The sequence below is a fragment of the Pseudomonas sp. PvP009 genome (assembly GCF_017832995.1).
GTDB lineage: Bacteria > Pseudomonadota > Gammaproteobacteria > Pseudomonadales > Pseudomonadaceae > Aquipseudomonas > Aquipseudomonas syringae.
This window is the reverse complement of the sequence record NZ_JAFIBG010000001.1, coordinates 2,503,395-2,528,760: the sequence shown is the minus strand read 5'-3', so window position 1 is coordinate 2,528,760 and position 25,366 is coordinate 2,503,395. Positions and strand designations below refer to the sequence as shown.

25 protein-coding genes are annotated in these 25,366 nt (G+C 60.0%); 7 read left to right on the top strand and 18 right to left on the bottom strand.

From position 1 onward, the window contains the following. The first annotated feature begins 343 nt into the window (after positions 1 to 343). Positions 344 to 1,372: a UDP-glucose 4-epimerase GalE gene (gene galE, locus JOE29_RS11310; protein ID WP_074997373.1), complete on the top strand. Its 1,029-nt coding sequence runs from the start codon at positions 344 to 346 to the stop codon at positions 1,370 to 1,372. A gap of 61 nt (positions 1,373 to 1,433) precedes the next feature. Here galE and JOE29_RS11305 read toward each other — a convergent pair whose 3' ends face one another. Further along, on the bottom strand, positions 1,434 to 1,982 hold the full coding sequence (locus JOE29_RS11305) for a cupin domain-containing protein (RefSeq protein WP_003344936.1): 549 nt from the start codon (positions 1,980 to 1,982) through the stop codon (positions 1,434 to 1,436). A 128-nt stretch (positions 1,983 to 2,110) separates the two neighbouring features. After that, positions 2,111 to 2,860: a gamma-glutamyl-gamma-aminobutyrate hydrolase family protein gene (locus JOE29_RS11300; protein WP_074909155.1), complete on the bottom strand. Its 750-nt coding sequence runs from the start codon at positions 2,858 to 2,860 to the stop codon at positions 2,111 to 2,113. A gap of 127 nt (positions 2,861 to 2,987) precedes the next feature. Here JOE29_RS11300 and JOE29_RS11295 point away from each other — a divergent pair, with 127 nt between their 5' ends. The 3 genes from JOE29_RS11295 (at position 2,988) to JOE29_RS11285 (ending at position 6,109) form a co-directional block, all read left to right on the top strand. Next, complete coding sequence (locus tag JOE29_RS11295) at positions 2,988 to 3,875, top strand: LysR family transcriptional regulator (protein ID WP_210079509.1); 888 nt, start codon at positions 2,988 to 2,990, stop codon at positions 3,873 to 3,875. 145 nt (positions 3,876 to 4,020) lie between these two features. Further along, positions 4,021 to 5,085, top strand: coding sequence for an aromatic ring-hydroxylating dioxygenase subunit alpha (locus JOE29_RS11290; protein ID WP_057406826.1), 1,065 nt, complete (start codon positions 4,021 to 4,023; stop codon positions 5,083 to 5,085). Positions 5,086 to 5,158: 73 nt separating this feature from the next. After that, positions 5,159 to 6,109 carry a PDR/VanB family oxidoreductase gene (locus JOE29_RS11285; RefSeq protein WP_210079508.1) on the top strand — a complete coding sequence of 317 codons (951 nt, stop codon included), beginning with the start codon at positions 5,159 to 5,161 and terminating at the stop codon, positions 6,107 to 6,109. Here JOE29_RS11285 and JOE29_RS11280 read toward each other — a convergent pair whose 3' ends face one another. Together JOE29_RS11280 and JOE29_RS11275 are read right to left on the bottom strand one after the other, a co-directional pair. Continuing rightward, complete coding sequence (locus tag JOE29_RS11280; RefSeq protein WP_024662424.1) at positions 6,110 to 6,820, bottom strand: GntR family transcriptional regulator; 711 nt, start codon at positions 6,818 to 6,820, stop codon at positions 6,110 to 6,112. It abuts the gene before it with no gap. Positions 6,821 to 6,895: 75 nt separating this feature from the next. Then, positions 6,896 to 8,866, bottom strand: coding sequence for an EAL domain-containing protein (locus JOE29_RS11275; protein WP_210079507.1), 1,971 nt, complete (start codon positions 8,864 to 8,866; stop codon positions 6,896 to 6,898). Positions 8,867 to 9,117: 251 nt separating this feature from the next. On the opposite strand from JOE29_RS11275, the gene JOE29_RS11270 reads away from it, so the two are divergent. After that, positions 9,118 to 10,110, top strand: coding sequence for a nucleoside hydrolase (locus JOE29_RS11270; RefSeq protein WP_044313118.1), 993 nt, complete (start codon positions 9,118 to 9,120; stop codon positions 10,108 to 10,110). 52 nt (positions 10,111 to 10,162) lie between these two features. Here JOE29_RS11270 and JOE29_RS11265 read toward each other — a convergent pair whose 3' ends face one another. Both JOE29_RS11265 and JOE29_RS11260 read right to left on the bottom strand, forming a co-directional pair. Next, complete coding sequence (locus JOE29_RS11265; RefSeq protein WP_058444220.1) at positions 10,163 to 10,846, bottom strand: hypothetical protein; 684 nt, start codon at positions 10,844 to 10,846, stop codon at positions 10,163 to 10,165. A gap of 138 nt (positions 10,847 to 10,984) precedes the next feature. Continuing rightward, a complete protein-coding gene (locus JOE29_RS11260) occupies positions 10,985 to 11,884 on the bottom strand; it encodes a LysR substrate-binding domain-containing protein (protein WP_024960946.1) in 900 nt (299 codons plus the stop codon). 139 nt (positions 11,885 to 12,023) lie between these two features. On the opposite strand from JOE29_RS11260, the gene JOE29_RS11255 reads away from it, so the two are divergent. Both JOE29_RS11255 and JOE29_RS11250 read left to right on the top strand, forming a co-directional pair. Then, positions 12,024 to 13,367, top strand: a complete 1,344-nt coding sequence (locus tag JOE29_RS11255; protein ID WP_210080008.1) for an MFS transporter — start codon at positions 12,024 to 12,026, stop codon at positions 13,365 to 13,367. 18 nt (positions 13,368 to 13,385) lie between these two features. Continuing rightward, a complete protein-coding gene (locus JOE29_RS11250; protein ID WP_099314597.1) occupies positions 13,386 to 14,660 on the top strand; it encodes a glucarate dehydratase family protein in 1,275 nt (424 codons plus the stop codon). Positions 14,661 to 14,676: 16 nt separating this feature from the next. On the opposite strand, the gene JOE29_RS11245 is transcribed toward JOE29_RS11250, so the two are convergent. The 12 genes from JOE29_RS11245 to JOE29_RS11190 form a co-directional block, all read right to left on the bottom strand. Further along, positions 14,677 to 16,341 carry an MlaD family protein gene (locus tag JOE29_RS11245; RefSeq protein WP_103693409.1) on the bottom strand — a complete coding sequence of 555 codons (1,665 nt, stop codon included), beginning with the start codon at positions 16,339 to 16,341 and terminating at the stop codon, positions 14,677 to 14,679. 191 nt (positions 16,342 to 16,532) lie between these two features. Then, the gene (locus JOE29_RS11240; RefSeq protein WP_003416820.1) at positions 16,533 to 17,366 is read right to left on the bottom strand and encodes an ABC transporter substrate-binding protein; all 834 of its coding nucleotides are present in this window, start codon (positions 17,364 to 17,366) and stop codon (positions 16,533 to 16,535) included. Between the two features lie 52 nt (positions 17,367 to 17,418). After that, complete coding sequence (locus tag JOE29_RS11235) at positions 17,419 to 18,147, bottom strand: amino acid ABC transporter ATP-binding protein (protein WP_170963801.1); 729 nt, start codon at positions 18,145 to 18,147, stop codon at positions 17,419 to 17,421. Between the two features lie 19 nt (positions 18,148 to 18,166). Further along, a complete protein-coding gene (locus JOE29_RS11230; protein WP_003410639.1) occupies positions 18,167 to 18,907 on the bottom strand; it encodes an amino acid ABC transporter permease in 741 nt (246 codons plus the stop codon). Between the two features lie 6 nt (positions 18,908 to 18,913). Next, entirely contained in the window at positions 18,914 to 19,615 is a 702-nt protein-coding gene (locus JOE29_RS11225) for an amino acid ABC transporter permease (RefSeq protein ID WP_044313112.1), read from the bottom strand. 117 nt (positions 19,616 to 19,732) lie between these two features. After that, on the bottom strand, positions 19,733 to 20,485 hold the full coding sequence (locus tag JOE29_RS11220) for an SDR family oxidoreductase (RefSeq protein ID WP_003370854.1): 753 nt from the start codon (positions 20,483 to 20,485) through the stop codon (positions 19,733 to 19,735). A gap of 127 nt (positions 20,486 to 20,612) precedes the next feature. Continuing rightward, positions 20,613 to 21,383: a 5-oxoprolinase subunit PxpA gene (locus JOE29_RS11215; protein WP_058444212.1), complete on the bottom strand. Its 771-nt coding sequence runs from the start codon at positions 21,381 to 21,383 to the stop codon at positions 20,613 to 20,615. Then, complete coding sequence (locus JOE29_RS11210) at positions 21,373 to 21,795, bottom strand: biotin/lipoyl-containing protein (protein ID WP_210079506.1); 423 nt, start codon at positions 21,793 to 21,795, stop codon at positions 21,373 to 21,375. The genes JOE29_RS11215 and JOE29_RS11210 overlap by 11 nt, the downstream gene beginning before the upstream one ends. After that, the gene (locus JOE29_RS11205; RefSeq protein WP_058444208.1) at positions 21,792 to 22,766 is read right to left on the bottom strand and encodes a biotin-dependent carboxyltransferase family protein; all 975 of its coding nucleotides are present in this window, start codon (positions 22,764 to 22,766) and stop codon (positions 21,792 to 21,794) included. Before JOE29_RS11205 ends, JOE29_RS11210 begins: the two co-directional genes overlap by 4 nt. Next, positions 22,763 to 23,434 (bottom strand): 5-oxoprolinase subunit PxpB, encoded by a 672-nt coding sequence (gene pxpB / locus JOE29_RS11200; RefSeq protein ID WP_210079505.1) that lies wholly within the window; start codon positions 23,432 to 23,434, stop codon positions 22,763 to 22,765. Before pxpB ends, JOE29_RS11205 begins: the two co-directional genes overlap by 4 nt. Continuing rightward, positions 23,431 to 24,783 (bottom strand): acetyl-CoA carboxylase biotin carboxylase subunit, encoded by a 1,353-nt coding sequence (accC, locus tag JOE29_RS11195; protein ID WP_210079504.1) that lies wholly within the window; start codon positions 24,781 to 24,783, stop codon positions 23,431 to 23,433. The genes pxpB and accC overlap by 4 nt, the downstream gene beginning before the upstream one ends. 55 nt (positions 24,784 to 24,838) lie before the next feature. Continuing rightward, positions 24,839 to 25,285, bottom strand: coding sequence for an acetyl-CoA carboxylase biotin carboxyl carrier protein subunit (locus JOE29_RS11190; protein ID WP_122219998.1), 447 nt, complete (start codon positions 25,283 to 25,285; stop codon positions 24,839 to 24,841). Positions 25,286 to 25,366 lie beyond the last annotated feature (81 nt).

Genomic DNA, 25,366 nt, shown 5'->3' with positions numbered 1-25,366 from the left:
AGGCAGTGGCGGCTGTTGCGTACATGGAACCATCACATGCATGCAGCAACCATAGACCGACTCATCAGTTTCGAACACGCGCCCAGGCCGCTGTTCGTTGATTCCGATAAAGGGTATGCGCCGTCGGGAATGACGCATTGAACTCGTCGCAGAGAATACGCCCTTAGTCTTGAGCGAATGTTTTTTTGGTACCTGCAGTACGTTTTAACCACGTCCCCCCACGCGGTGGTCTGGTCCTGATTTTCGCAAGCAAGGCTCCGCTGTCGTCCTGTTGAGAAAGGTCACGAGGCGGAGCCCTCAGCTCGCTTCTTAACGAGGCGGCGAAAATCCAGGAAGGACACTCATGATTCTGGTTACCGGTGGTGCGGGATACATTGGCGCTCATATCGCGCTCGAATTGCTTGAAGATGGCCACGATGTCGTCGTGCTTGATAACCTGTGCAACAGTTCGCGAGAGCCGTTAAGACGGGTTGAGGAACTCTGCGGGCGACAGGTTGTGTTCATCCACGGCGACGTGCGCAGCAAAGCGACGTTGCACCGATTGTTCGCTCAGCACCCTGTCAAGGCGGTGGTGCATTGCGCCGGGCTCAAGGCGGTGGGCGAAAGCGTTCGAGAGCCGCTGCGCTATTTCGAGACCAACGTGAGCGGCAGCGTCAACTTGTGTCAGGCAATGGCAGAAGCAGGCGTGTTCGACCTGTTATTCAGCTCATCCGCGACGGTTTACGGCGAGTGTGAGCAAATGCCGCTGGATGAGAACTGCCCACTGGGTTTACCGACCAATCCTTACGGGCACTCCAAACTGATGGCCGAGCATGTGATGCAAAGCGTCGCTCGCTCGGATCCACGCTGGTCCATCGGGCTGCTGCGCTACTTCAACCCCATTGGTGCGCATCCGTCCGGCTTGCTGGGCGAGTCGCCCTGCAACACGCCGAACAATCTGTTGCCCTTCCTGCTGCAGGTTGCCAATCGACTGCGCCCCGCTCTGCACATTTTTGGCAGTGACTACCCCACGCCGGACGGAACAGGTGTGCGTGATTACCTTCATGTCATGGATCTGGCCGAGGGACACTTGAAGGCGCTGGACAGAATTCATGACCAGCGCGGCGTATCCGTCTGGAATCTGGGCACAGGACAGGGCTATTCAGTGCTTGAGGTGGTGCAAGCCTTCGAACGTATCTCCGGCAAAGCTGTGCCTTTGATCTTTGAGCCACGCCGGCCCGGAGACATTGCAGCATGCTGGTCCGATCCAGGAAAAGCAGCGCGTGAGCTGGATTGGCGGGCCAGGTTCAACCTTGATTCGATGCTCACTGATGCCTGGCGCTGGCAGTGCATGAACCCGCAGGGTTATAGACCGACAGCGCTGGTCATTTGAATTTCATCCAGACGTGCCAACGGTACCCACGCCATCGTAACGGCACGTCAGCAAAAGCAGGCTAGAAGTTAGCGGGTGTGTTGGCGCTGATGATCTCGGCTTCATCCTGGCCGATATTGCGGAAGCGATGCGGCAAGGTGGTCGGGAAGTAATAGCCGTCCCCTGGACCGAGGATGTTGACCTGTCCATCGATAGTCAGCTCCACAGTGCCGCGCGTCACCAGACCACACTCCTCGCCTTCGCTGTGAACGATCGGTTCATCGCCCGAGTCGGCGCCTGGCGCGTATTGCTCACGAAGAAAGCGCATTTGCCGGCTCGGCAGGGTCGCCCCGACCAGCAGCAGGCGCGCACCGTTGCGCCCCAGGTCGGGTTGATCACCGGCTCGAAACACGTACTGATCCTGCCCAGGAGGCTGATCGAACGTGAAAAAATCCGCCAGCGTCATGGGAATGCCTTCAAGCAGCTTTTTCAGCGAACTGATGGAAGGACTGACACGATTTTGCTCGATGAGGGAAATCGTGGCATTGGTCACACCACTGCGTCTGGCGAGCTCACGCTGTGACAGCTTGTAGCTTTCACGCACCAGTTTGAGTCGTGCTCCCGTATCCATAGTGGCCTTATGTGAAAGATATCCGGTGAATGAGGCAGCGCCCCGGCGCAATGGATCGTCCATTACCCGAAGCCCGTCGAGCCGGATATTAAATCACGTTTGCCCACAACACTCAGCAGCTCATCGCTCTAGCGGCTGCTGCGCGCATGCCTCTGGCAGGCCTCGCGAAAGGCCTTGAACAGGCTGAGCGAAACAGGGTTGTCCATGAACTCCCATTCCGGGTGCCACTGCACGCCCAGCACAAAGCCTGGCGCGCCGGGCATGGAAACCGCTTCCACAAGGCCATCGGGGGCCAATGCTTCTGCGCGCAAGTCCGACGCCAGGCGATCGATACCCTGGCTGTGCAGGCTGTTGACCTCGAACCCCGGTGCCAGCCCGAGCGCGTCGAGCAGACCGCCCGGCTGCACCTGCACGGCATGCTTTGGCGCGTACTGCACCGCCAGCACATCGCTTTGCGGCTCGCGATGATCCAGATAGCCGGGCAACTCCTGGACCCGCTGATGCAGGCTACCGCCCAGCGCGACATTCAGCTCCTGAAAACCGCGGCAAATGCACAACACCGGCACGCCCTGAGCGATGGCAGCCCTGAGCAGCGGCAGAGTGGTGCGATCCCGGAATACATCATGAGCGGTGCCCTCCACGCTCGCCGGCCCATTGTAGTGACGCGGCTCGACGTTGGACGGCGAGCCGGTAAACAGCAGGCCATCCAGCGACGCGAGCAGTTGCGCAGGCTCGGTGGGCACCTCGAGTGCAGGCAGAATTACCGGCATACCGGCGAAGGCTGCGGCCTCGACGTACTTGTCGCCTGCCGTGTGAGAGGAATACTTGCCCAATTGCTGACGGCAGGCGGTGACACCGATCAAGGGTTGTCGCGACATAGGTTGAATCCTGTTTGAAATCTGAGTGGCCAGCGCCGATCGGGCGCTATCCAGCGAGAATGAAACCAGTCTAGGATAGTCATCTGCGCAACAAACATAGGCATTTCGGCAAAGGAACAATGCACCGATGCAATATGAAATCACCCACGCCGACCTTGCACTGGTGCTCGCCCTGGTTCGCGGCCGCACGCTGGCCCGTGCCGCCGATCTGTTGCAAGTTGATGTATCGACCGTATTCCGCTCGATCCGTCGCCTGGAAGCCGCGCTTGGCGCAGCGCTATTTGAAAAGAACCGGCGCGGGTACATACCGACCGATACCGCTCAGGCCATGGCCGAGCAGGCCGAGCGCGCCGAACAGGCACTTGCCGCTGCGCGCATCGCCTTGCAACAGGGCGAACAGGTGGTCAGCGGCACGGTACGCCTGACCTGTACCGATGCAGTACTGCACAGCCTGCTATTACCAGCGCTGGCAGACTTCATGCCGCAGTACCCGGCCCTTACGCTGGAGCTGGCCACCTCCAATGCTTTTGCCAACCTCAGCCGTCGTGATGCCGACATCGCCCTGCGCCTGACCAATACGCCACCCGAGCACCTGATCGGGCGCTGCCTGGGCAGTGCCGACTACTTTGTCTGCGGTCGCCCCGAATACCGCGAAGCCTTGACGCAAAACCCGGCCTCGATCCCATGGATCAGTCCGGACGACTCGATGCCCGACCACACCTCGGTGATCTGGCGCAAACAGACCTTTCCGGGGGTATTACCGAGCTACCGCTGCAGCAGCATGTCGGCTGTCTCGCAGTTGGTCGCTGCAGGCTTGGGCGTTGCGGCGCTAACCGGCTTTACGGTCGAGGGCCTTGGGGCGGTCGAACGTCTGAGTGGCCCGCTGGAAGGATGCCGCACCGAGCTGTGGCTGCTGACCCGCCCAGACTGTCGCGCACTGCGTTCCGTGCAGACTCTGCTGGAAGCACTCGCGCCGCGCCTGCGAGCAGCGTTGCAGGTATCCAGCCCTGACTGATCAGCCTCTGTGGATCCATTAAATAATAGTTAACAAAATTAATCATTGGATTAATCTCGATCCTGTGGCATTAATAATCACAAGGAAACAACTTGATTCATTCTGTGGATCCATAAGACCAATAATCGAACCGTGGAGAACCATCATGCACCCGAAAAATGCGTGGTACGTCGCTTGCACAGCGGATGAAGTCGCCGACAAGCCTCTGGGCCGGCAGATCTGCAACGAAAAGATGGTGTTCTATCGCGACCAGAACCAGCAGGTCGTTGCCGTCGAAGACTTCTGCCCGCATCGCGGCGCCCCGCTCTCGCTGGGCTATGTCGAGAACGGCCAACTGGTGTGTGGTTACCACGGGCTGGTAATGGGCGGCGACGGCAAGACGGTTTCAATGCCCGGCCAGCGTGTTCGAGGCTTCCCTTGCAACAAGACCTTCGCGGCGGTCGAGCGCTACGGCTTCATCTGGGTCTGGCCAGGTGACCGGGAAAAAGCCGACCCGGCACTCATTCATCATCTGGAGTGGGCCGTCAGCGACGAATGGGCCTACGGCGGCGGGCTGTTTCATATCCAGTGCGACTACCGCCTGATGATCGACAACCTGATGGACCTCACCCACGAAACCTACGTGCATGCGTCCAGCATCGGCCAGAAGGAAATCGACGAAGCCGCGCCTGTCACAACGGTCGAAGGCGAAGAAGTGGTCACCGCCCGGCACATGGAAAACATTATGCCGCCGCCGTTCTGGCAGATGGCATTGCGTGGCAACAACCTGGCCGATGACGTGCCGGTCGATCGCTGGCAGATCTGCCGCTTCACGCCGCCCAGCCATGTGCTGATCGAAGTCGGCGTCGCCCATGCGGGCAAAGGCGGCTATAACGCGCCTAAAGAGTTCAAGGCGTCGAGCATCGTCGTCGACTTCATCACCCCCGAGACCGACACGTCCATCTGGTACTTCTGGGGCATGGCGCGCAACTTCAATCCGGCCGACGAAGCGCTGACCGCCAGCATCCGCGAAGGCCAGGGCAAGATCTTCACCGAAGACCTGGAAATGCTTGAACGCCAGCAACAGAACCTGCTCAAGCACCCGCATCGCAACTTGCTCAAGCTCAATATCGACGCCGGTGGCGTGCAGTCACGCAAGATTCTGGAGCGGCTGATCGCTGCCGAGCAGGCCGGTCCCGGCGAGCAGATTCCCGTGATGGCAACAAAATGACCGGCCATTGCTCGTCGAAACACGAAGACAACAATCAGAAGTGACCCGTGCCGCGGTCACCCGAGGACTTACCATGATCGACGTGACGGTGTTATCACGTAACGATGAAGCGCTGGATATCTGCAGCTTTGAACTGGTGCGAGCAGACGGAGCGCTGTTGCCGCCGTTTACCGCGGGCGCGCACATTGACGTGCACCTGCCGGACGGGCTGATCCGCCAGTACTCGCTGTGCAATGCCCCGAACGAGCGTCACCGCTACCTGATCGGCGTCCTCAACGACCCGGCTTCGCGTGGTGGCTCGCGCAGCCTGCATCAACAGATTCAGACTGGCGCACAGTTGCGCATCAGCGAACCGCGCAACCTGTTCCCGCTGGCTGAAAACAGCCGACGCACGCTGCTGTTCGCCGGCGGTATCGGCATCACGCCAATTCTCTGCATGGCTGAACAACTTGCGCTGGAGGCTGCCGATTTCGAGCTGCATTACTGCGTGCGTTCCGCCGAGCGCGGCGCCTTTATCGAGCGCCTGAAGCATTCGGCATTTGCCGAGCGCATCACACTGCACTTCGATGAACAGCCGGATACCGTGCTGGACGTTGCCACACTACTCGCCCACCCACAGCCCGATACCCATCTGTACGTGTGCGGGCCAGGCGGTTTCATGCAATACATCCTCGACAGCGCGCGAAATGCTGGCTGGCCCGAGGACACTCTGCACCGTGAGTACTTTTCCGCAGAGACGGTGGACACCAGCAACGACGGCAGTTTTTCAATCGAGATCGCCAGTACCGGGCAGGTCATTGCCATTCCGGCCAATAAAACCGTCGCTCAGGTGCTCGAAAGCCATGGCATCGATATTCCGCTGTCGTGCGAGCAAGGTGTCTGTGGCACTTGCCTGACGCGGGTGTTGAAAGGCATTCCGGATCATCGCGACCTGTTTCTGACCGAAGACGAGCAGGCGCTCAACGATCAGTTCACGCCCTGCTGCTCACGTTCGAAGACGCCCGTGCTGGTGCTCGATATCTGATCAGTCCGGGCGCTGAATGACCTTCATGCGCTCGTTCTGCCCGGCGCCGAAGATTTCCGCGTAGCGCAAGGTGGCATTGGCATGCTCGCGCATGATCGCCTCGGCGCGAGCGCCCTGCCCGTTGACCAGCGCATCCACCACGGCGTGATGCTGCATGTGGGCGAAATTGAACCTCCGGTATTCCCGAATCAGGTTGTCGCGATCCACGGCCAGCGCGGTTACCGAGGCAAAAGGCAGATGGTCGTTGCGCGACAGTGCGTCGGCAATGGCACGATTGCCGCTGCCCTCGACGATCACGCGATGCAGACGCATGTTCATGTCGTGATAGACCTCCAGGTCATCTTCAGTGACATGGCCTTTTTCGAACAGCGCATCACCCTGCACCAGACAGGCCTCAAGCTCGTCGCGCGCCTCTTGGGTCACGCCGCGCTCAGCCATTTGCCGCGCCGCAAGCCCCTCAAGGACGCCGCGTACATCCACCGCGCCAGCGATTTCAAGCGGGCTGATCGAGCGCACCTGAAAACCACGCCCGCCAAAGGGCACCAGCAGCCCCTCCTGCTCCAGCGTTCGGAACGCCATGCGCACCGGCATGCGCGAAACGCCGAACAGCTCGGCGGTCGGCACCTCCATCAGGCGCTCGCCGGCAGCCAGCTCGCCTGATGCAATCATCTTGCGCAGCGCAACAAGGACGGTCTGCCCGGGTTTGCTCATCAAAAGGCTTCCGTGGAGATCAAAGAAGGCATCTTACCCCACGCACGCCCGAGTGAATGGCCCACATGCAATCGATCAGACGGGGCACGAGATGGCGTAACCGAAGGTGCGCTCTTCATCGGGTATTTCAATCCAGACCAGCGTCTCTGCAAAACTGATCGGCGGGCTGTAGAAGTAGCCCTGCACCATCGTACAACCCAGAGTGGTCAGTGCATTCAACTCATCCTGCGTTTCTACGCCTTCGATCACGCAGCCCAGGGACATGTCCAGACTCAAGGCAACCAGTGATTTGACGATCTTGTAGCTGGCCGGGTTGTTGTGCACCCCGGTGACAAAGCTGCGGTCGATCTTCAGCTTGGTCAGCGCCAGCGCGTGCAACTGACTGAGGCTGGAGAAACCGGTCCCAAAGTCATCCAGCGAGATACCGCAACCCAGCTTGCGGAACTGGGTAATGGCCTGCTGCACCTGAGCAATATCCTGCATGACCGCCGTTTCGGTGATCTCCAGATCGAGCCGCGACGCATCGAAGCCGCTGTTCTTGATGATCTCGACAATTCGGCTGACACTTTCCAGAGACGCACAGTCGTGCGCGGACAAATTGAACGACAGCCTGACAGGCGCAGGCCAGGACAGGGCCATGTGCAGCGAGCGGGTCAACAAAGGCGCGGTCAGCTTGTTGATCATACCGATGCGCTCGGCGATCGGAATGAAATGCGCCGGCGATACTGATCCCAGTTCCGGGCTGTTCCAGCGCGCCAGTGCCTCGAAAGCGACCGTTTCGCGTGTGCAGCTTTCAATGATCGGCTGAAACAATACGTGAAACTCGGTTTCCAGATTGGCGCGCCGCAAGGCCTGTTCGGTAACGCCGTCCACATGCAATTGCTCACGATGGCTGGCGGAGAACAGGCAGGTGGTGCCGGGGTTATGGTTCTTGCCCTGATACAGCGCGTAATCGGCAAACTCGAACAGCTGGGTCGCGTTATCCGCCGTGGCCGGGTACGTCGCCAGGCCCAGTGTTGCGCCAATCTGGATTGGCATGTCCGACAGCTCGAAACTTTCGTGCATGAGGTCACACAGGTGCTTGCCAAACGCCAGCAACGCGTCGCTGTCCATGTCACCCTTGATCACCAGCGCGAACTCGTCACCGCCCAGTCGCGATACATGCACCTTGTCACTAGAGGCGCTGGTCAGGCGTTCAGCAACCAGCATCAACAGACGGTCGCCGATTCGATGACCATAAAGGTCATTGACCGGCTTGAACCCGTCCAGGTCCAACACGCCCACTGCCAGCTCGCTGCGCTGCGCCACTGCCTCAATCATCGCGGCATCCAGCGTCTGAAAGAACTGTCGACGATTGGGCAGGCCTGTCAGGCTGTCCTGATTGGCCAGCAACAGGTTCTCGTTACTCAGTTGCTCGGTCTTTACCTGCACATTCACCAGGCTGGTGAAATCGCGGTACTGGTAATGAAGAATGATCAGCATGCCGATCGACACCAGCACGATATTCACCGCTGTGGCGATAAAGGTAATGTTGTAGGTCGAGGCGAAGAAGATGACGAAGGCGGTGTTGACGACCAGCGCGGTGGTCAGCGCTGCGGGCCGCAAGTGCATCATGCAGAAGATGCAGACAATTACCGTAATGCCCATGAAAAACGCGACATGTGCCTGGGAATAGGCATCGCCATAGGGGTAAAGCGACAGGGACCAGGCGGCAAACCCGGCCGCTATCACGCCCGCCAGGCCATGGGTTCCACGCAGCGTGGCCAGAATGATCGCCGGAGCGGGTGGCGGCCGGTTTACCGTGCGCAACCATTTGCGTGCACGGACAGCACAGATAATCGTGAGCAGCGACGGAACCAGCAGCGTCAACCACATCGGGGCTGTTCGCCAATGGGTGAACGCCAACGCCCAGGTATTGACCAGCAGCACGAAGTACATCAACGGCAGTTGTCGGGACAACGCAACGTATTGGGCCTGCAACAACCTGGGGTTATCAGCGGGCACAGACATCAGGGCACGCAAGGCACCCGGTAGTTTTTTCAGCATCGCAAGGCTTCTCTGTTACCACAGTCAAAGCACACGTGGCTTGCTGCTCATCATGCGAACCGGACAGCTAATTGTCGGTTCGCTTGTCAGGCTCTCGGCGGATGTGATTAATTCTTTACGGTAAAAACCAAGCCGTGCGTCGGTTTAATCGAAATAACCCGGTGATCGCCTTTTCGAGCGCACACTCGGCTAAGACAGCGACGCTTACAGACCCTCTTTTTAACCGTCCCCAATGAGCAGGAAGCATTACCATGAACAGGAAAGTCATTATTGATACGGACATGGGCTGGGATGACGTCCTGTCGATCGCCTACCTGATGAAACGACCGGACATCGACATCCTCGGCATTACAGTGACCGGATGCGGCGAAACGGACCTCGGTTGGGGTGTCGTCATCGCGCAGCATTTGCTGGGCATTGGCAATCGACTCGGCAGCGTCGTGGCAAAGGGCACCGATCAGCCGCTTGAGTACGACAACCGCTTCCCGCAACCCTTCAAAAACGATATGAACGACATCATGGGGCTGCTCGGGACACTGAACCCTGCCACGCTGCCGGAACTGTCGAGCCTGCCCGCCTGGGAGTTCATGTACCAGACAGTGAAAAACAGCCAGGACCCCATCACGGTGCTGTCGCTGGGGGGCTTTACCAACATCGCGAAGATGCTCGCGCTGAGCAGCCAGCCTGCCGACTTCAAGATGATCGAGCAGATTGTCGCCATGGCCGGCGCTGTCTACGTCGACGGCAACGTTGCCGCATTGAACAACGCGCAAAAGGCATGGGATCAGGGAGTGGCCTACAGCAGCAATCACTATGCAGAATGGAATGTGTTCGTGGACCCGGTCGCCGCCAACAACGTTTTCCAGTCAAACCTGCCGTTGACCCTGGTGCCGCTGGATGTCTGCAACCAGATCATCCTCGACGCCAGCTACTGGCAACTGATCACCGCCACCGACCCTGTCGCCACGCTGGTCAAACAAGTACTTGAACACAAATCCGGAACGTATGCTGAAGGGCTTCCCGTGCCGATCTTCGATCCGCTGGCGACCATGCTGATGGCGGGCGGTATTGAAGCGACGAAAGTCGATGAGCAGTTTCTGTCGGTCAACACCGAGTTGACGCCGCAGGACAACCACTGTGGTCAGATACAGGTGCAAGGCAGTGGTTCACGAATGATTGCGGCAGTGCTGGGTGTCTCGCAGGTCGCGTTCAGAAACAACTTTGCCCAGATCATCAACAGCTAAGACCATGGTGAAGTGCTGCGCCGCGCCTTCTCAGCCTGGCGCAGTCACTCCATCAGTTCGCCGCCACCTGCGCCCGGTCGGCCTGCATGACCAGGGCTTTGAGCGAGGCGTCGAACTGTTTCAAGGCATTCACTTGCAGGTCACGCTGCTGATCGATCTGTGCGGCGATCTCCGGAGCGGCCTTGCCTTGCACCCAGACCGAGGTCATTTCCCGAACCACTTCACCTTCAGCCTTGCCGATGTATTGCAGGTCATTGTCATAGAAGCGCGCCATGAACCGCGCCTCGACCTGACTGTTGCGCTTGCTCACCAGACGATTGTAAGTGTCGAGCATGACCACCACGTCCGGCCGCGCCTGCATCAGCGCATCGAGATTGTCGTAAACGGTTACCGAGGCAAACTCTTTCTTCAATGAGCCCACCAGCCAGTCGGTCGCCAGTTGAGGGTCCGAGCTGTTGATGAATGCGTTGCGGATACGCGCATCGAGTGCGCCATTGCTGCCGCTCCTGAGTGCAACCGAATGGTATTTGTTCAAATACTGAAGGTTGCTGAGGGTGTTTTCGCTGTACAGCACGCCCACCGACTGAGTGTGTTGCAGGCTGGCGGCGCTGTCGACGACGGGCATGAAATGGCAGGACTGTTCGGAGACCGGGGAGACGGCAGCATTGACGGGGGCAGTGAACACAATGCTGGTGCTGAACACGGCAGCAAACGTCAACAGATTGAAGATTCTCATCGCGTCGTCTCCCTTTGGAGCAGCTGGCTATGGCGCCATCCTCCTCCTTTGCCGGAAAAACAGAACTTGCCTTGCTTGATGATGACTATCGACTGAATGAATGATAGTTGATGCCACTGCGTTGCAAGGTTTTTCGCTTCAATTTTCATCTGCCCTGACGGCCGCACGTATGGCTTCAAGCAGCATCCGGCACGCCGGATTGTCATTGTCGGTACGCCAGGCCAGGTGCAATTCGCTCTGCACGCCCTCGCCCAGGTCAATGTCACGAAACACGACGTCCTTGAACACCACATTGGTTGCGCAACGCGGTACCAATGCCAGCCCCATTCCGGCGTTGACCAGCGCCAGGATGGTCAGTGACGATCCAAGCCATTGGACATACTCCGGCGCAACTTGCGCGGAACGAAACATACCGGTCAGCAGTTCGTTGAACGGTGGATACGCCGAATGCGAATACATCAGGAACGGCGCGCCATCCAGATCGGCAACCGCCACCGAGTCGGCATGCGCCAACCGATGATTGCTCGGTACGGCCAGCACGAACGGCTCGCGTACCAAGCATTCGCTCTCGTAACCCGGCTGAAACAACGGCGCTCGCACGATGCCCAGGTCAATGCGCCGCGCCCTGAGTGCCTCGTGCTGCTGATAGGTGTTCATTTCCGTCAGGGAAATCTTCACCTGCGGCTGCTTGAGGCGCGCCTCGGCGATCACTCTGGGCAGAAACTCATACACCGCGCTGCCGACAAAACTGATGGTCACCGAGCCGATGTCACCTTCGGCGAAGCGCCGCGCCGAAATGGCCGCCTGCTGCGCGCGCTCCAGCAAGGTCTGCGCCTCGATGAAAAAAGCCCTGCCCGCCGCAGTCAGGGCCACACTGCGAGTGCTGCGGGTGAACAGCTCGACGCCCAGATTGTGCTCCAGTATCTGAATCTGCCGACTCAACGGCGGCTGCGTCATGTTGAGCCGTTCGGCGGCACGGCGAAAATTCAGCTCCGTGGCCACCGTGGTGAAGCAACGCAGTTGGGAAAGCTCGAACATTGATCCACTCCCGGTATCAATCAAGTCACTAACTGGATTGGACGGGAATAATACACACCTCCATGATCGACTCATCCCCAAAAAAACAATGAATGGGAGTCGCCTCTTGAATACCGTCCCTGGTACTACGGACGCCACGGTGCTTGCCCGTGCGGCCGCCAAGGTGAAACGCCACGTGCTGCCGCTGTTCGTGGTGATGTTCATCGTCAATTACATCGACCGGGTCAATATCGGTTTCGTACGCAGCCATCTGGAAACCGATCTGGGCATCGGCGCGGCAGCTTACGGGCTGGGTGCCGGATTGTTCTTTGTCGGTTACGCACTGTTCGAAGTCCCCTCCAACATGCTGTTGCAGCGCTACGGCGCCCGCGCCTGGCTGACCCGCATCATGTTCACCTGGGGCGCGGCCGCGATGGCCATGGCGTTCGTGCAAGGCGAAACCAGTTTCTACGTGCTGCGCTTTATTCTGGGCGCTGCCGAAGCCGGTTTCTTCCCCGGCATCATCTATTACTTCACCCAGTGGCTAACTTCCAGCGACCGCGGCAAGGCCATGGCGCTGTTTCTCAGCGGTTCGGCGATAGCGTCGGTGATTTCCGGACCGGTGTCCGGCGCCCTGCTCGGCATCGAGGGCCTGAACCTGCATGGCTGGCAATGGATGTTCCTGATCGAAGGCTTCGCGTCGATCGTGCTCTGCGGTTTCGTCTGGTTCTGGCTGCAATCACATCCTCATGAAGCCCGCTGGCTCAGTGACGAAGAAAAAACCGCGCTCAGCACCGCCATCGCCGAAGAGCAACGGCTGCGCGAAGCTTCACAAACCGTCAGACCCTCGGTATTCCGACTGTTGGCGGACCGGCAGATCCTGCTGTTCTGCTTCATCTACTTTTCCGTGGCACTGACCATCTACGGCGCCACCTTCTGGCTGCCGAGCATGATCCGCAAAATGGGCAGCTTCAGCGATCTCGAGGTCGGGTTGTTCAATTCGATTCCGTGGATCATCTCCATCGTGGCCATGTACGGCTTTGCAGCACTGGCGGCACGCTTCAAGCACCAACAGGCCTGGGTGGCGGTCACGCTGGTCATCGCCGCAGCCGGCATGTTCATGTCCACCGTGGGCGGTCCGGTGTTCGCCTTTGTCGCCATCTGCTTCGCGGCAATCGGTTTCAAGGCCGCCTCTGCGCTGTTCTGGCCAATCCCTCAGGGCTATCTGGATGCACGCATTGCCGCTGCGGTCATTGCGCTGATCAACTCCATCGGCAACCTGGGCGGCTTCGTCGCGCCCACCACGTTCGGCTTTCTGGAACAGACCACCGGTTCGATTCAAGGCGGTCTGTATGGACTGGCAGCGACATCGCTGCTGGCTGCGGTGGTGATCTTCTTCGCCCGCACTACGCCACGAGGTGACCGCGGCCGCCCGTCCAGGGCTGAGCGGCCCGCAGCGCTCAGCCCTGCCGTCACTGGCACCCCTTCCAGCCTCAAACCCTGACTTCCGGGAGACCGCCCTTTGAAAATCATCCGTGTAACCGTGACCCCTATCGCCTTTCGCGACCCGCCGCTGCTCAACGCCAGTGGTATTCACGAACCCTTTGCCCTGCGCTCGATCATCGAGCTGGAAAGCGACAACGGCTACATCGGCCTCGGTGAAAGCTATGGTGATGCCCCGGCACTGGCGATTCAGCAACAGGTGCAGAACCAACTGATCGGGCTCGACCCGTTCAACCTCAATCAGCTGCGCAGCATCGTCCAGGCGACCGTGGCAGCGCATAAGCCTGCCAGCCTGGCCGGTGCCGAACTGGCGCCGGGCTCACACGCCAGCAAGGCAGTCAGCAATGCTTATTCTGCGTTCGAGGTGGCGTTTCTGGACCTGCAGGCGCGTTCCATGAACCTGCCACTGGTGGACCTGCTCGGCGGTGCCATTCGTGACCACATACCCTTCAGCGCTTACCTTTTCTTCAAATACGCGCAGCATGCCGATGCGCCTTACGCGCCCGACAGCTGGGGTGAAGCGCTCAGCGAAGAGCAGATCGTCGCCCAGGCCCGGCGCATGATCGAAGCCTATGGCTTCAAAAGCATCAAGCTCAAGGCCGGTGCGCTGCAGCCGGAACATGAGGTGTCGTGCATCAAGGCGCTGAAAAAAGCCTTCCCCGGTTATCCACTGCGCATTGATCCCAACGGCAACTGGTCGCTGGAGACCTCGATTCGCATGGCCGAACTGCTGGGCGATGATCTGCAATATTACGAAGACCCGACGCCGGGCCTCGACGGCATGTCCGAATTGCACAAACGCACCGGCCTGCCGCTGGCGACCAACATGGTGGTGACCGATTTCGACGAATTTCGCCGCAGCGTAGCCCTCGACAGCGTGCAGATCGTGCTCGCCGACCACCATTACTGGGGCGGCCTGCGCGACACTCAGGCGCTGGCGAAGATGTGCGACACCTTCGGCCTGGGCGTGTCGATGCACTCCAACTCGCATCTGGGCATCAGCCTCATGGCCATGGCCCACGTCGCAGCGTCGGTGCCCAATCTGGACTACGCCTGCGACACGCACTACCCGTGGCAGGAACCGGACGAGGAAGTCATCAAGGGCGGTAAACTGCCGATTGTCGACGGCTGTGTCAGCATCACCCGCGCCCCTGGCCTGGGGCTGGAACTGGACTACGACCAGCTCGGCAAACTCAATGATCAGTACCACAGCTGTGGCATCCGGCAGCGCGATGATGTGAAGCAGATGCAGAAGTACAAGCCGGACTGGAAGGCGGTCAAACCGAGGTATTGAAGCCGTCCGGCTCGGCTTAATCGGCTCGCTGAGCAGGTGCGGGCCTCTGGTAGAGGCCCGGTGGATCCTGCCGGGTGCGGCCACGGATCAAGGCTTCGGGGTTGCGGCTCAGGTAATCTGTCAGGACCCGTACCGAACGGGCCATGCGCTGAACCTCATCCGTTGTCCGGTCGATCTGTTGACGCACAGGCGAATCCTCGGCGAGCGCTGCGCCGGCGGCGTCCATCGTGCTTCGGGATTGCAGCAGGACGCCGTGCAGTTCAGGGATCACTTGTGCGTCGAAAAGCCTGAAAGTCTTCTGCGCCTCGCCAAGGCTGCCATTCAGGTTGCCGGCGATCTCCTGCACCGGCACTTTGCCGACCTTGTCGATGATCTGCTGTACCTGCTCCTGCATCTTTTCAAGCTCCCCCGGCACGGTCGGAATTATCAGCGGCTGCGCACTGACATCGAACGGTACCGGCGTAGCGTTGGCGATAAAACCCAGGGAAATATACAGTTGTCCGGTCAACAGACTCTCGCTGCGAGGCTGTGCACGCAGGCCCCGCTTGACGAAGTCGGCTATCAACTGCGCCGTACGTGCATCGTCGGTAACGCCCAATGTCTTTACGATTTTTTCATTGGCCATCCCCAGGCGATCCGGGTAAATCACCGCGCCGACGATACTGGTGAACGACTGGCTGGCCGCGTCGTAATCCAGGTCTACAGAGACGACTCGCCCCAGTGTTATCCCCATGAACTCGACCGGTGAATTGACCTCAAGCCCCCGTAGCGACTGACTGAATATCATGCGGATGTAACCCGGTTCGCCGTCGGGCGGCGACAGCGCCTTCTGCTGATCGTCGAACAACGTAAAGCGTGCATGCTCTGCAGCCTTGGGTGCCTTCATGCTGTAATCCGGCTCGACGAAGGCAACCCCTCCCGCCAGTATCGTCGAAACTGATTCAGTCTTTATTTTCAGACCATCGGCGTCCACCGTCATGCCGATGCCGCTGGCATTCCAGAAGCGTGTATCAGTAGTCACAAACCTGTCGTTGGGCGCATTGATGAAAACTTCCGCATCCACGCCCTTGCCGTCATCGGATAAATGAAAGGCCGCTATCTGTCCGACTTGAATGCGTCGGTAGTACACAGGAGACCCCACCTCCAGTGAGCCCATGTCCCCGGCGTGCAGGGTAAAACGTGTGCCTTTTGTACCGTAGGTAATGGGTGGCGCAGTTTCCTGACCGACAAAGTGTCTTTTCGTACGCCCGGACGTGCCACTGTCCGCAGCGATAAATGGCCCGGAAAGCAAGGTATCCACGCCCGACACACCGGTGGCGCCTATACGCGGGCGCACCACCCAGAACAGGGAATCCTCGGCAGTGAACGCACGGGCGCTGGCATCGAGGTCCACCGTCGCCACCACGCCTGTACGGTCGTTGTTCAAGACCACGGCCGATACCTTGCCAATCACGACATTCCTGATCTTGACCTTCGTCTTTTGAGCTTCAAGCCCCTCGGCGCTCTGGAAGGTGACGAAGATTCTCGGGCCTTTGGACAGTGTGCTGCCGATCAGCAGCGAAAGGCCTATCAAGGCAGCAAACAGCGGAACCAGCCAAACCGGGGATACGCCGAAACGTCTGTTTCGGGAGAGTGAAGCGCCGACTGCCGATGCAGAAACCGAACCTGAGCGATCAGACATTTTGTCCTCTGAGACGCCCACACGGGGTCATGCCGACGATTGATACTGTCGGTCGAACTCTGAACCTCGGCTTTCAATAAACCATCAAGGAAATATCAAGATCTGATCAAGGCGCGATGGTGCCGTTGCGGCGGGAATCCATCGTGTGGTCTTGCATGAAGCCGACCTTTTGGTCGGCGTCATGCCATTGATCAAGGCAACGGATCAAACTTCAATTCGCTGAGGCTTTGCACCTTGTCTTCGCGAACCATCTTGTATTCGGTATTCGGGCCAATCCAGTGCGCCCAGATTGCGTCGATCTCGCCTGCGGCTTCCATTGCGCGCAGTGATTCGTTGACCTTCGCCAGAAAGGCCGGTTCGCCCTGGCGCATGCCGGCACCAATGGGTTCAAGCGCCATCGGTTCTTTGGCGATTGCCAATTCCACGCCGCCGGCCTTGGCCTGCCCGACCAGCTTGATCGCAGTCATGGTGTTGGTCACCAGGCCCACCACCTTGTTCTGTTGCAGCGCCATGTAGGCAGAGCCGGTGTCCTGGAAGGTGACTGGCGTTGCGTCAGCCAGGCGGATCGACTGCTCGGACGTAGAGCCTTTGGTCGAACTGATGCGTTTGCCCTTGAAGAACGATTTCGGCTGATCGGCATTCGCCGCACGGACTACCAGTGTTTCCTTGGCGATGTAGTAAGGGTCGCTGAACTGGATCTGCTCGGCACGGCTCTTGGTGTAAGCCAGGTTAGCGAAAATCACATCCACGCGGCCCATTTTGACTTCCGGGATCCGTGCTTCGACCGACAGCGGCTTGAGTTCCAGCTCCACGCCCATGTGTTTGGCCAGGGCTTTGCAAAGATCGACGTCCATGCCCACCAGTTCGCGGGTTTGAGGGTCCGGTGCCGAGAACGGCGGAACGTCGGCGTACACGCCACAGCTCAGACTTTTCTTGCTCATCACATCGCTGAGCTGATCGGCATGGACCGCTGAAACAGCCAACGGCGACAACGCCAGTGCAGCCAATACAGACTTGATACGCATGGTGAGACTCCTGGAAATGAATTGAGTGATTCGCTGAAATCAGTGCCTGCGCTCAGTGGCTGCGCAGGTCGGCAATGAAGCGCTGGGCACGCGGATGGCTCGGTTGCTGAAAGAACACCTCAGGGCTGGATTTTTCGAGGATCTGCCCCGCATCCATGAACCAGATGGTGTCGGCCACTTCCCGGGCAAAATTCATCTCGTGGGTGACGCACATCATGGTCATGCCCTCTTTGGCCAGGCCTTTCATGACGCCGAGCACCTCGCCGACCATTTCCGGGTCAAGTGCGCTGGTGGGCTCGTCAAACAGCATGACGGGCGGCTCCATCGCAAGCGCGCGGGCAATCGCCACCCGCTGCTGCTGGCCACCGGACAACTGTGCGGGGTAGGCACCGGCCTTGTGTGCCAGCCCTACCCGATCCAGCAACTCCATGGCGCGGGCGCGCGCTTCGCTGCTCTTCAGGCCGCGGACCTTGGTCGGGGTCAGGATGATGTTGTCGAGCACCGACAGGTGCGGAAACAGATTGAAACTCTGGAACACGAAACCCACGCGGCTGCGCAGCCGATTGACGTTGGCGTCGGTGCCGTTCACGTCACGGCCATCAAACAGGATCTGGCCTTGCTGCACGTCCTCAAGACGATTGACGGTGCGAATCAGCGTCGACTTGCCCGAGCCTGAAGGCCCGCACAGCACCACCACTTCGCCGCGCTGCACCTCAGCGGTGATATCGGTCAGGGCCTGGTACTCGCCATACCATTTATTGATCCTGGAAAACATGATCATCGGATGCATTGGGCAACCCTCAATTATCGGTAGTCAAAGGCCGGGGAATGGGCACAGGCGATACATCGCCTTCACGTTTGCGGGCAATCCGCTGCTCCACCACAGCGGCGAGACGGGTCAGGCCGTAGCACAGCACGTAGTAAGTGATCGCCAGGATGAAGAACACCTGAAACGGCTTGGTCAGCAGCTGGTTATTGATCTGATTGGCGGCAAAGGTCACTTCCTGGACGTTGATCACGTAGCCCAGCGACGTTTCCTTGATGATCGAAATGAACTGGCTGATCAGACTCGGCAAGGCGTTGTACAGCGCCTGCGGCAGGATCACCCAGACCGTGGTGCGCAGGTAGCCCATGCCCAGTGCGCGGGAGGCTTCGTACTGACCGGTGGGCAGCGCCTGAATAGCGCCGCGGATGATTTCGCACAGGTAGGCGCTCTGATAGACCACCAGCGTGCAGAGCATTGTGGTGAAACCGGTGATGTTATGGCCGATCAGCAAGGGGACCAGAAAGTAGGTCCAGAAAATCACCATCAGCAGCGGAATGCCGCGCATCACATAGACCCAGACCGTCGCCGGGTAGCGCAACCAGCGCCACGGTGAAACCCGCGCCAGCGACAACAGCAGCCCCAGGGGAAAGGCCAGCAAGAGTGCCAGCGCCGCCAGCATCAGCGTCGAGATCAGGCCGCCCATCGGGCCATGGGGGTATTGACCGACCAGCAGCAAGGTCCAGTTATCGCGAACAATCGTGAAGACATCGAACATCGCCGCCTACCTCGCCATGGCTTTGCTGAACTGCCGGGCCAGCAACGCGCCCAGGCCCATCAGCATCAGTGAAATGGCCAGGTAGACCACGGTTGCCACCAGATACGCTTCGAAGGTGCGGAAGGTGTAGTTCTCGACCTCGCGGGTGGCATAAGTCAGCTCCACCACGCCGATGGCCATGACCAGACTGGTGTTCTTGAACAACAGGACCGTGTGATTGATCAACGACGGCAAACAGTTGCGAACCCCTTGCGGCAGGATCACGTAGCGCATCGAACGCACATAGCCCAGGCCCAGGGCACGCGACGCCTCGACTTGCCCGGCCGGAATCGCGCGCAACCCGCTGCGGATGTCTTCACTGAAGTACGCCGCCTGGCAAAGCCCCAGGGCGATGACCGAGAACAGATATTCGGTGCTGTAGTTGGCCAGCCAGATCTGCGTGCTTTCGGACAGCAACGTCGGAATACCGAAATACCAGAGCATCAGCTGCACCAGCGTCGGGACATTGCGGTGGTAGGACACATAGCCCGCCACCAGGCGCTCGGCGTACTTGTTGCCGGTCAGGCGAATCGACACCAGCAGCAGGGCCACCGCCATGGCCAGACACCAGGCAACCAAGGCCAGTTGCAGGGTCGTTTCTATGCCCTTGACGATCAGCTCGGCGTATTCGCCCTGCAGGATCGCTGAAAGATCGAATTTACTCGTCATGGTTGTTCCCATAGACATTCAGCCAGGGCAGAAGCAAGGCGCCAGTGAGTCTGGCGCGGGTATTGCATGGCGGCTGGTGCCGCTCTCGTGATGGGTACAGCCCTCGAAGACGCAGCCTCAGCCTTCGTAGTCCTGCGGGCGCGCAGTCGACAGCCCGCCGGGGACCTGCAGCGTCGGGGTGATCTCCATATGGCCGATGTTGACTGCGATGGGCGCGGCAATCACATAGGCGATCGCATCGGCAATGTCCTTGGCCACCGGCAGCTCATAGCCCTCGATGAAACGCTTGCGCACTTCCTCGGAGTCGCCATGCACGTGGGCGAAGATATCCGTCGCCACGCGCCCCGGACAGATTTCGGTAACCCGCACGCGCTTGCCGAAGGCATCGATGCGCAACTGCCGGGACAGCATGCTCACCGCCGCCTTGGTCGCGTGGTACGTCGAGTTGCCACCGAAGTTGTACGCGGCAGCGATCGAGCTGATGTTGATGATGTGCCCGCAATCACGCTCGACCATCCCTGGCAACGAGAGCCTGGCGATCTGCAATACCGCGCGCAGGTTCACATCGACCAGCAGATCGATCCCTTCGGCATCCGCCTTGAGCAGCGAGCCGGGCCGGTCGACGCCGGCATTATTGACCACGACATCGAAATGATGGGCCTGAAACAGGGCCGTCAGGCCAGCCAGATCCGTCACGTCGATAGCGTGCGCGATACAACCGGTGCGCTGCGCCAATGCCGCCAGCTTGTCGGCACTGCGCGCCAGCGCATGAACCTGCAGACCTTCGGCACACAGCCGCTCGACGACGGCCTCGCCAATGCCGGAAGAAGCGCCGGTGACCAGCGCGGTTTTGTAATCGGAAAAAGGCATGTCAGGGTTTCCTTGAATAAGCGTCGATCAGCCGCTTGGCTGTTAATGCTGATCGCCTTGTACTGGACTTTAACGAGCGTCACGAGCAGCGACCAAGACACAATGGTTGTGTGGCGATAAGCTGCGCTTATGACCCGAGCAACTGTGAAACCGGGGTGATGACACCGCCCTGCTCTTCGATACTCAGGCGAATGCTGCGCGCCAGCTCCACCGCCCCCGGCGTGTCGCCATGCAACAGAATCGACTGCGCGTTGACCGCCACACGCTTGCCGCTCAGGGTCGTGACCGTGCCGTCCTGCAGCAGTTGCGCAACCCTGGCTCGGACCTGCTCCGGGTCCTTGACCACCGCACCGGCAATGCCACGTGGCACCAGCAGGCAGTTTTCGTCATAGGCGCGGTCAGCCAGAAAGGTCGTCGCCACCCTCAGATTGCACGCCTCGGCGGCGCTCTCGATGGCCGCGCTGCTGGATGAGCTGATGATCAATTGCGGGTCAAACGCTGCGACGGCCCTTACCAGAGGCCCGGCCAGTTCGGCATCGGCTGCGGCCATATTGCCCAGCGCGCCGTGAAAACTCATGTGCGTGACGCGGTAACCGGCAGCGGCTGCAAGGCCCGCCAGAGCGCCGAGTTGATACACCACGATGGCGCACAACTCCTTGAGTTCGATGTTCATCCTGCGGCGGCCGAACCCCTGCAGATCAGGGAAGCCGACATGCGCACCGAGATCGATGCCCAGCGCCTTGGCGCGGCGCACCGTGCTGTCCATGATCAACGGGTCTCCGGCATGAAAGCCGCAGGCGACGTTGGCCGAGGAGATCAATGACATCAACGCCTCGTCCTCGCCCATGGTCCAGGGCCCGAAGCCCTCGCCCAGATCAGCATTCAGGTCAATGCGCATGCTCATGTTCCTCCAGTTCGACCAGCGGCTGGCCATAACCGACGCGCTCGTTTTCGGAGGCCAGGAAGCGCAGTACGCGCCCTGCCTGATGACTGCGCACCGGTAGATACAACAGGCCGATACGCAACAGCCCAAGCAACTGCCCTGCTGCCACTGCATCGCCGGGTTTCACGTAGCTGTCGCGTTCATCGGGATGACTCGACACAAATACGCCGGGGTTATCGGCACTCACCACATGCGCAGTCAGCGCAGACTGTTCAGCGGCAACTTGTGGCGCAGAAGGCGCAGCACAGGCCTGCACAGGCTCGCCACGGCGGATCAACAGCTCGAATCCCGGGCGTTTCAGTTCCAGTACAGTAAGCCCGGCGTCCCGAATCCATGCTGCCAGCTGGCGAATCTCTTTGATGTTCATCCGCGATGTCCTTGCAGGCTGCGCAGCGCGAGCATGCGCCGGGTGTCTTCGATGAAAGCGTGATTGGTGTCCAGCGCCTCGACCGCCTCGTCGTAACTGCACTGCACAAAACGCACCTTGCTGCCGATCGGCGCCTGCCCAAGGCGCCACAGGTCGGCTTCAATGACCGTGGCAAACTTGGGATAACCGCCACTGGGCTGGGCATCACGCATCTGCACGATCGGCTGACCGCCGTGGGGCACCTGAATCACGCCAGGCACGATGCCATGAGAGCGGATTTCCAACGCCTCGCGCGCAAGCAAGGGTGTGCCTTCCATGCGGTAGCCGTAACGGTTGCTCTGCGTGGTGATTTTCCACTCACCGGCAAAAAACGTTGCTTGCGCCTCGGCGCTGAAACAGTCGAATTCGGCAGCCGGCAGCACCCGGATGGCGGGCAACCCGTCGAGCATCAACGGCAAGGCCGCCACGGACGATTGCACACCGAAATCACTGGCGCGCGGTTCATTGGCAGCGCCCGCAGGAATCACATCGCCCTGCTGCAACGCACGGCCCTGCCAGCCCCCAAAAGCCCCACGCAATTGCGTACTGCGCGAGCCCAGTACCAACGGCACATCGACGCCACCGGCCAGGCACAGATACACGCGGCTGCCCATTGTCGGGTAATTGAGCCGCAACACCTGATTCTTGCGTGCCTGGGCAACCCAATTACCCGGCAGCCGCTCACCATCGAGCGACGCAGCGCAGGCGGCGCCGGTGATCGCAAAGGTGCAGTCATCGACAAAGCGCACTTCGAACGGGAACAGCGGAATTTCAATACCTGCGGCGTCTTCATCGTTGCCCAGTAACAGGTTGCCGAGCCGCAGTGACAGCGTGTCCATCGCGCCAGAGGTGCCGACGCCGTAACCCAGGCTGCCGTGTCGCCCAAGATCCTGAACGGTCGCCAGTGCCGTAGCGCTGATAACTTCGATCATCGGATAATCCTCTCGATACGCAAGCGCAGTTGATCGCCGGGTTGCAACAGCGCCGGAGGGTGCTGACCCGCATCGAAAAACACCATCTCCGTGCGTCCTATGGTGTTCCAGCCACTGGGGCCGGCCGAGGCGGAAATACCTGTCTGAACGCCACCGATGGAGACCGACCCGGCACCGATATCGAGTACCGGCACCTTACGCCGCGGCGTCGCCAGGCGCTGGTCCATACCGCCCAGGTAGCAATAACCCGGATGGCTGCCCAAGGCGTACACCGGGTACAGCGGCTCGCAGTGCAGATTGGCGACGGTTTCGATATCCAGCCCGGTGTGGGCGACGACATCAGCCATGTGCGGGCCGCCATCACCGCCGTACACCACCGGCAATTCAATGATCCGGCCTTGCAACGGCAGCGGCTGGCACTGCTCCCAGGTCTCCAGCAAACGGTTTTTCAGACCGGCCAGGTCCCGCGGTGGCGCTGCGAAGGTCAGCATCAGGTTGTTCATCCCCGGCACCGCCTCGCGTACCTGCGGCCAGTCCTTGCTCAGCCGGGCCAGTGCCCATATACGTTGCTGCGGTGCCAGGTCGAGCTCGCCGGGTGCTTCGAACAGCAACGCGGTGGTTCCCAGCAAGGTGATTCTTGGCGCATTCGGCGCCTGCACGAGACTCATGGTTGGCTCCTTGTCTGCAACCAGCGCTCCAGGTGATGAATGTCCATGCCACCCTTGCAGAACACCGGGTCCTGCAGAATGTCGCGATGCAGCGCGATGTTGGTAGAGATACCCTCGACGTGCATTTCGCTCAGTGCCAGACGCATGCGTGCCAACGCCTCATCGCGACTGGCGCCATGGGTGATGACCTTGGCCACCATCGAATCGTAATAAGGCGGGACGCGATAGCCGTGGCTGACATGCGAATCGACCCGCACGCCGAAACCACCGGGGATCTGCCAGCGAGTGACCAACCCCGGCGTCGGCATGAAGCTGCGCGGGTCCTCGGCGTTGATCCGGCACTCCAGCGAATGGCCCGAAACGCGTACGTCGGCCTGACTGAAACTCAGGCGCTCGCCCATCGCCATGCGGATCTGCTGCTGGACAATATCGATGTCGGAGGTCATTTCCGTTACCGGGTGCTCGACCTGCAGGCGGGTGTTCATCTCGATGAAATAGAACTCGTCCTTTTCGAAGAGGAATTCGAACGTGCCGACGCCCTGATAGCCCATCTGGCGGCAGGCCTGCGCGCAACGCTCGCCTACTCTGGCCATCAATGCTGCGTCGATGCCGGGTGCAGGCGCCTCCTCAAGGACCTTCTGGTGGCGGCGCTGCATCGAGCAGTCCCGCGAGCCGAGCCAGACGGCATTGCCGTAGGCATCGCATAACACCTGAATCTCGACATGGCGCGGCTGACCCAGAAACTTCTCGATATACAACTCGGGATTGCCGAAGGCGTGCCGGGCTTCTTCGCGGGTCAGCGCAATGGCATCGAGCAACTGAGACTCTTCCTGAACCACGCGCATACCCCGCCCTCCGCCGCCGCCTGCGGCCTTGACGATGACCGGGTAACCGATATCGCGAGCGATTTGCACGATGCTCTGCGAGTCGTCGGGCATGCTGGTGTCCGGACCGGGTACGCACGGCACGCCGGCCTCGCGCATCGCCCGCTTGGCTGCGACCTTGTCGCCCATGACCCGAATGCACGCAGCGCTTGGGCCGATGAAGGTCAGGCCAGCCTGCTCGATGCGTTCGGCGAACGCGGCATTTTCAGACAGAAACCCATAGCCGGGATGGATCGCCTGAGCACCGGTCAACTGCGCTGCATAGAGCACGGCCGCCTGATTCAGATAACTCTGCCCTGCGGCGGCAGGACCGATGCACAGCGCTTCGTCTGCCTGTTGTACATAACCGGCATCGCGATCCGCTTCGGAATACACCGCGACCGTACGCAGGCCCAGGCCCTTGCAGGCGCGCTGTATGCGCAGGGCGATTTCGCCGCGATTGGCGATCAACACTTTATCGAACATCAAAAACCCCTGATCGGTGAATCCGCAAAACGGCCTACAAGGCAGCTCAAAACCATCACGCAATGCTGAACAGCGCCTGGCCGGCCTGAACTTCTTCGCCATTGGCAACCAGAATGGCAGTCACGACACCTGCCGCTTCGGCCTTCACCGGATGAAACATCTTCATGGCCTCGACCACGGCCAGGGTCTGCCCCACCTCGACGGACGTGCCGATCTCGACGAAAGGCGGCTGGTCAGGTGCCGGTGTCAGGTGCAACATCCCGTACAGCGAAGCGCAGGCCTGTGTCTGTTGCACGGCGGCCGTCGTACTTGCCTGAGCCGCAGAAACAGGGTGCGCTGCGGGCGTCGTCTGCGCTGTCGAAACAGCCGGATTGACGCGATTGGCGACCTGAGCGGGCTCGCGCAGCAAACGCAGCTGCGCGTCGCCTTCACACAGGCTCAGTTCGCTCAGGTCCGATTCGGCCATCAGGTCGATAAGTGCTTTGATACGTTCCGGTTTCATGCAACAGCCCTTGCCTGGCAAATGAAATGTGGCTGAGGGCAATGTAACGAGGCAGGTTTTTGACCGCCAAGACGGTTTGAC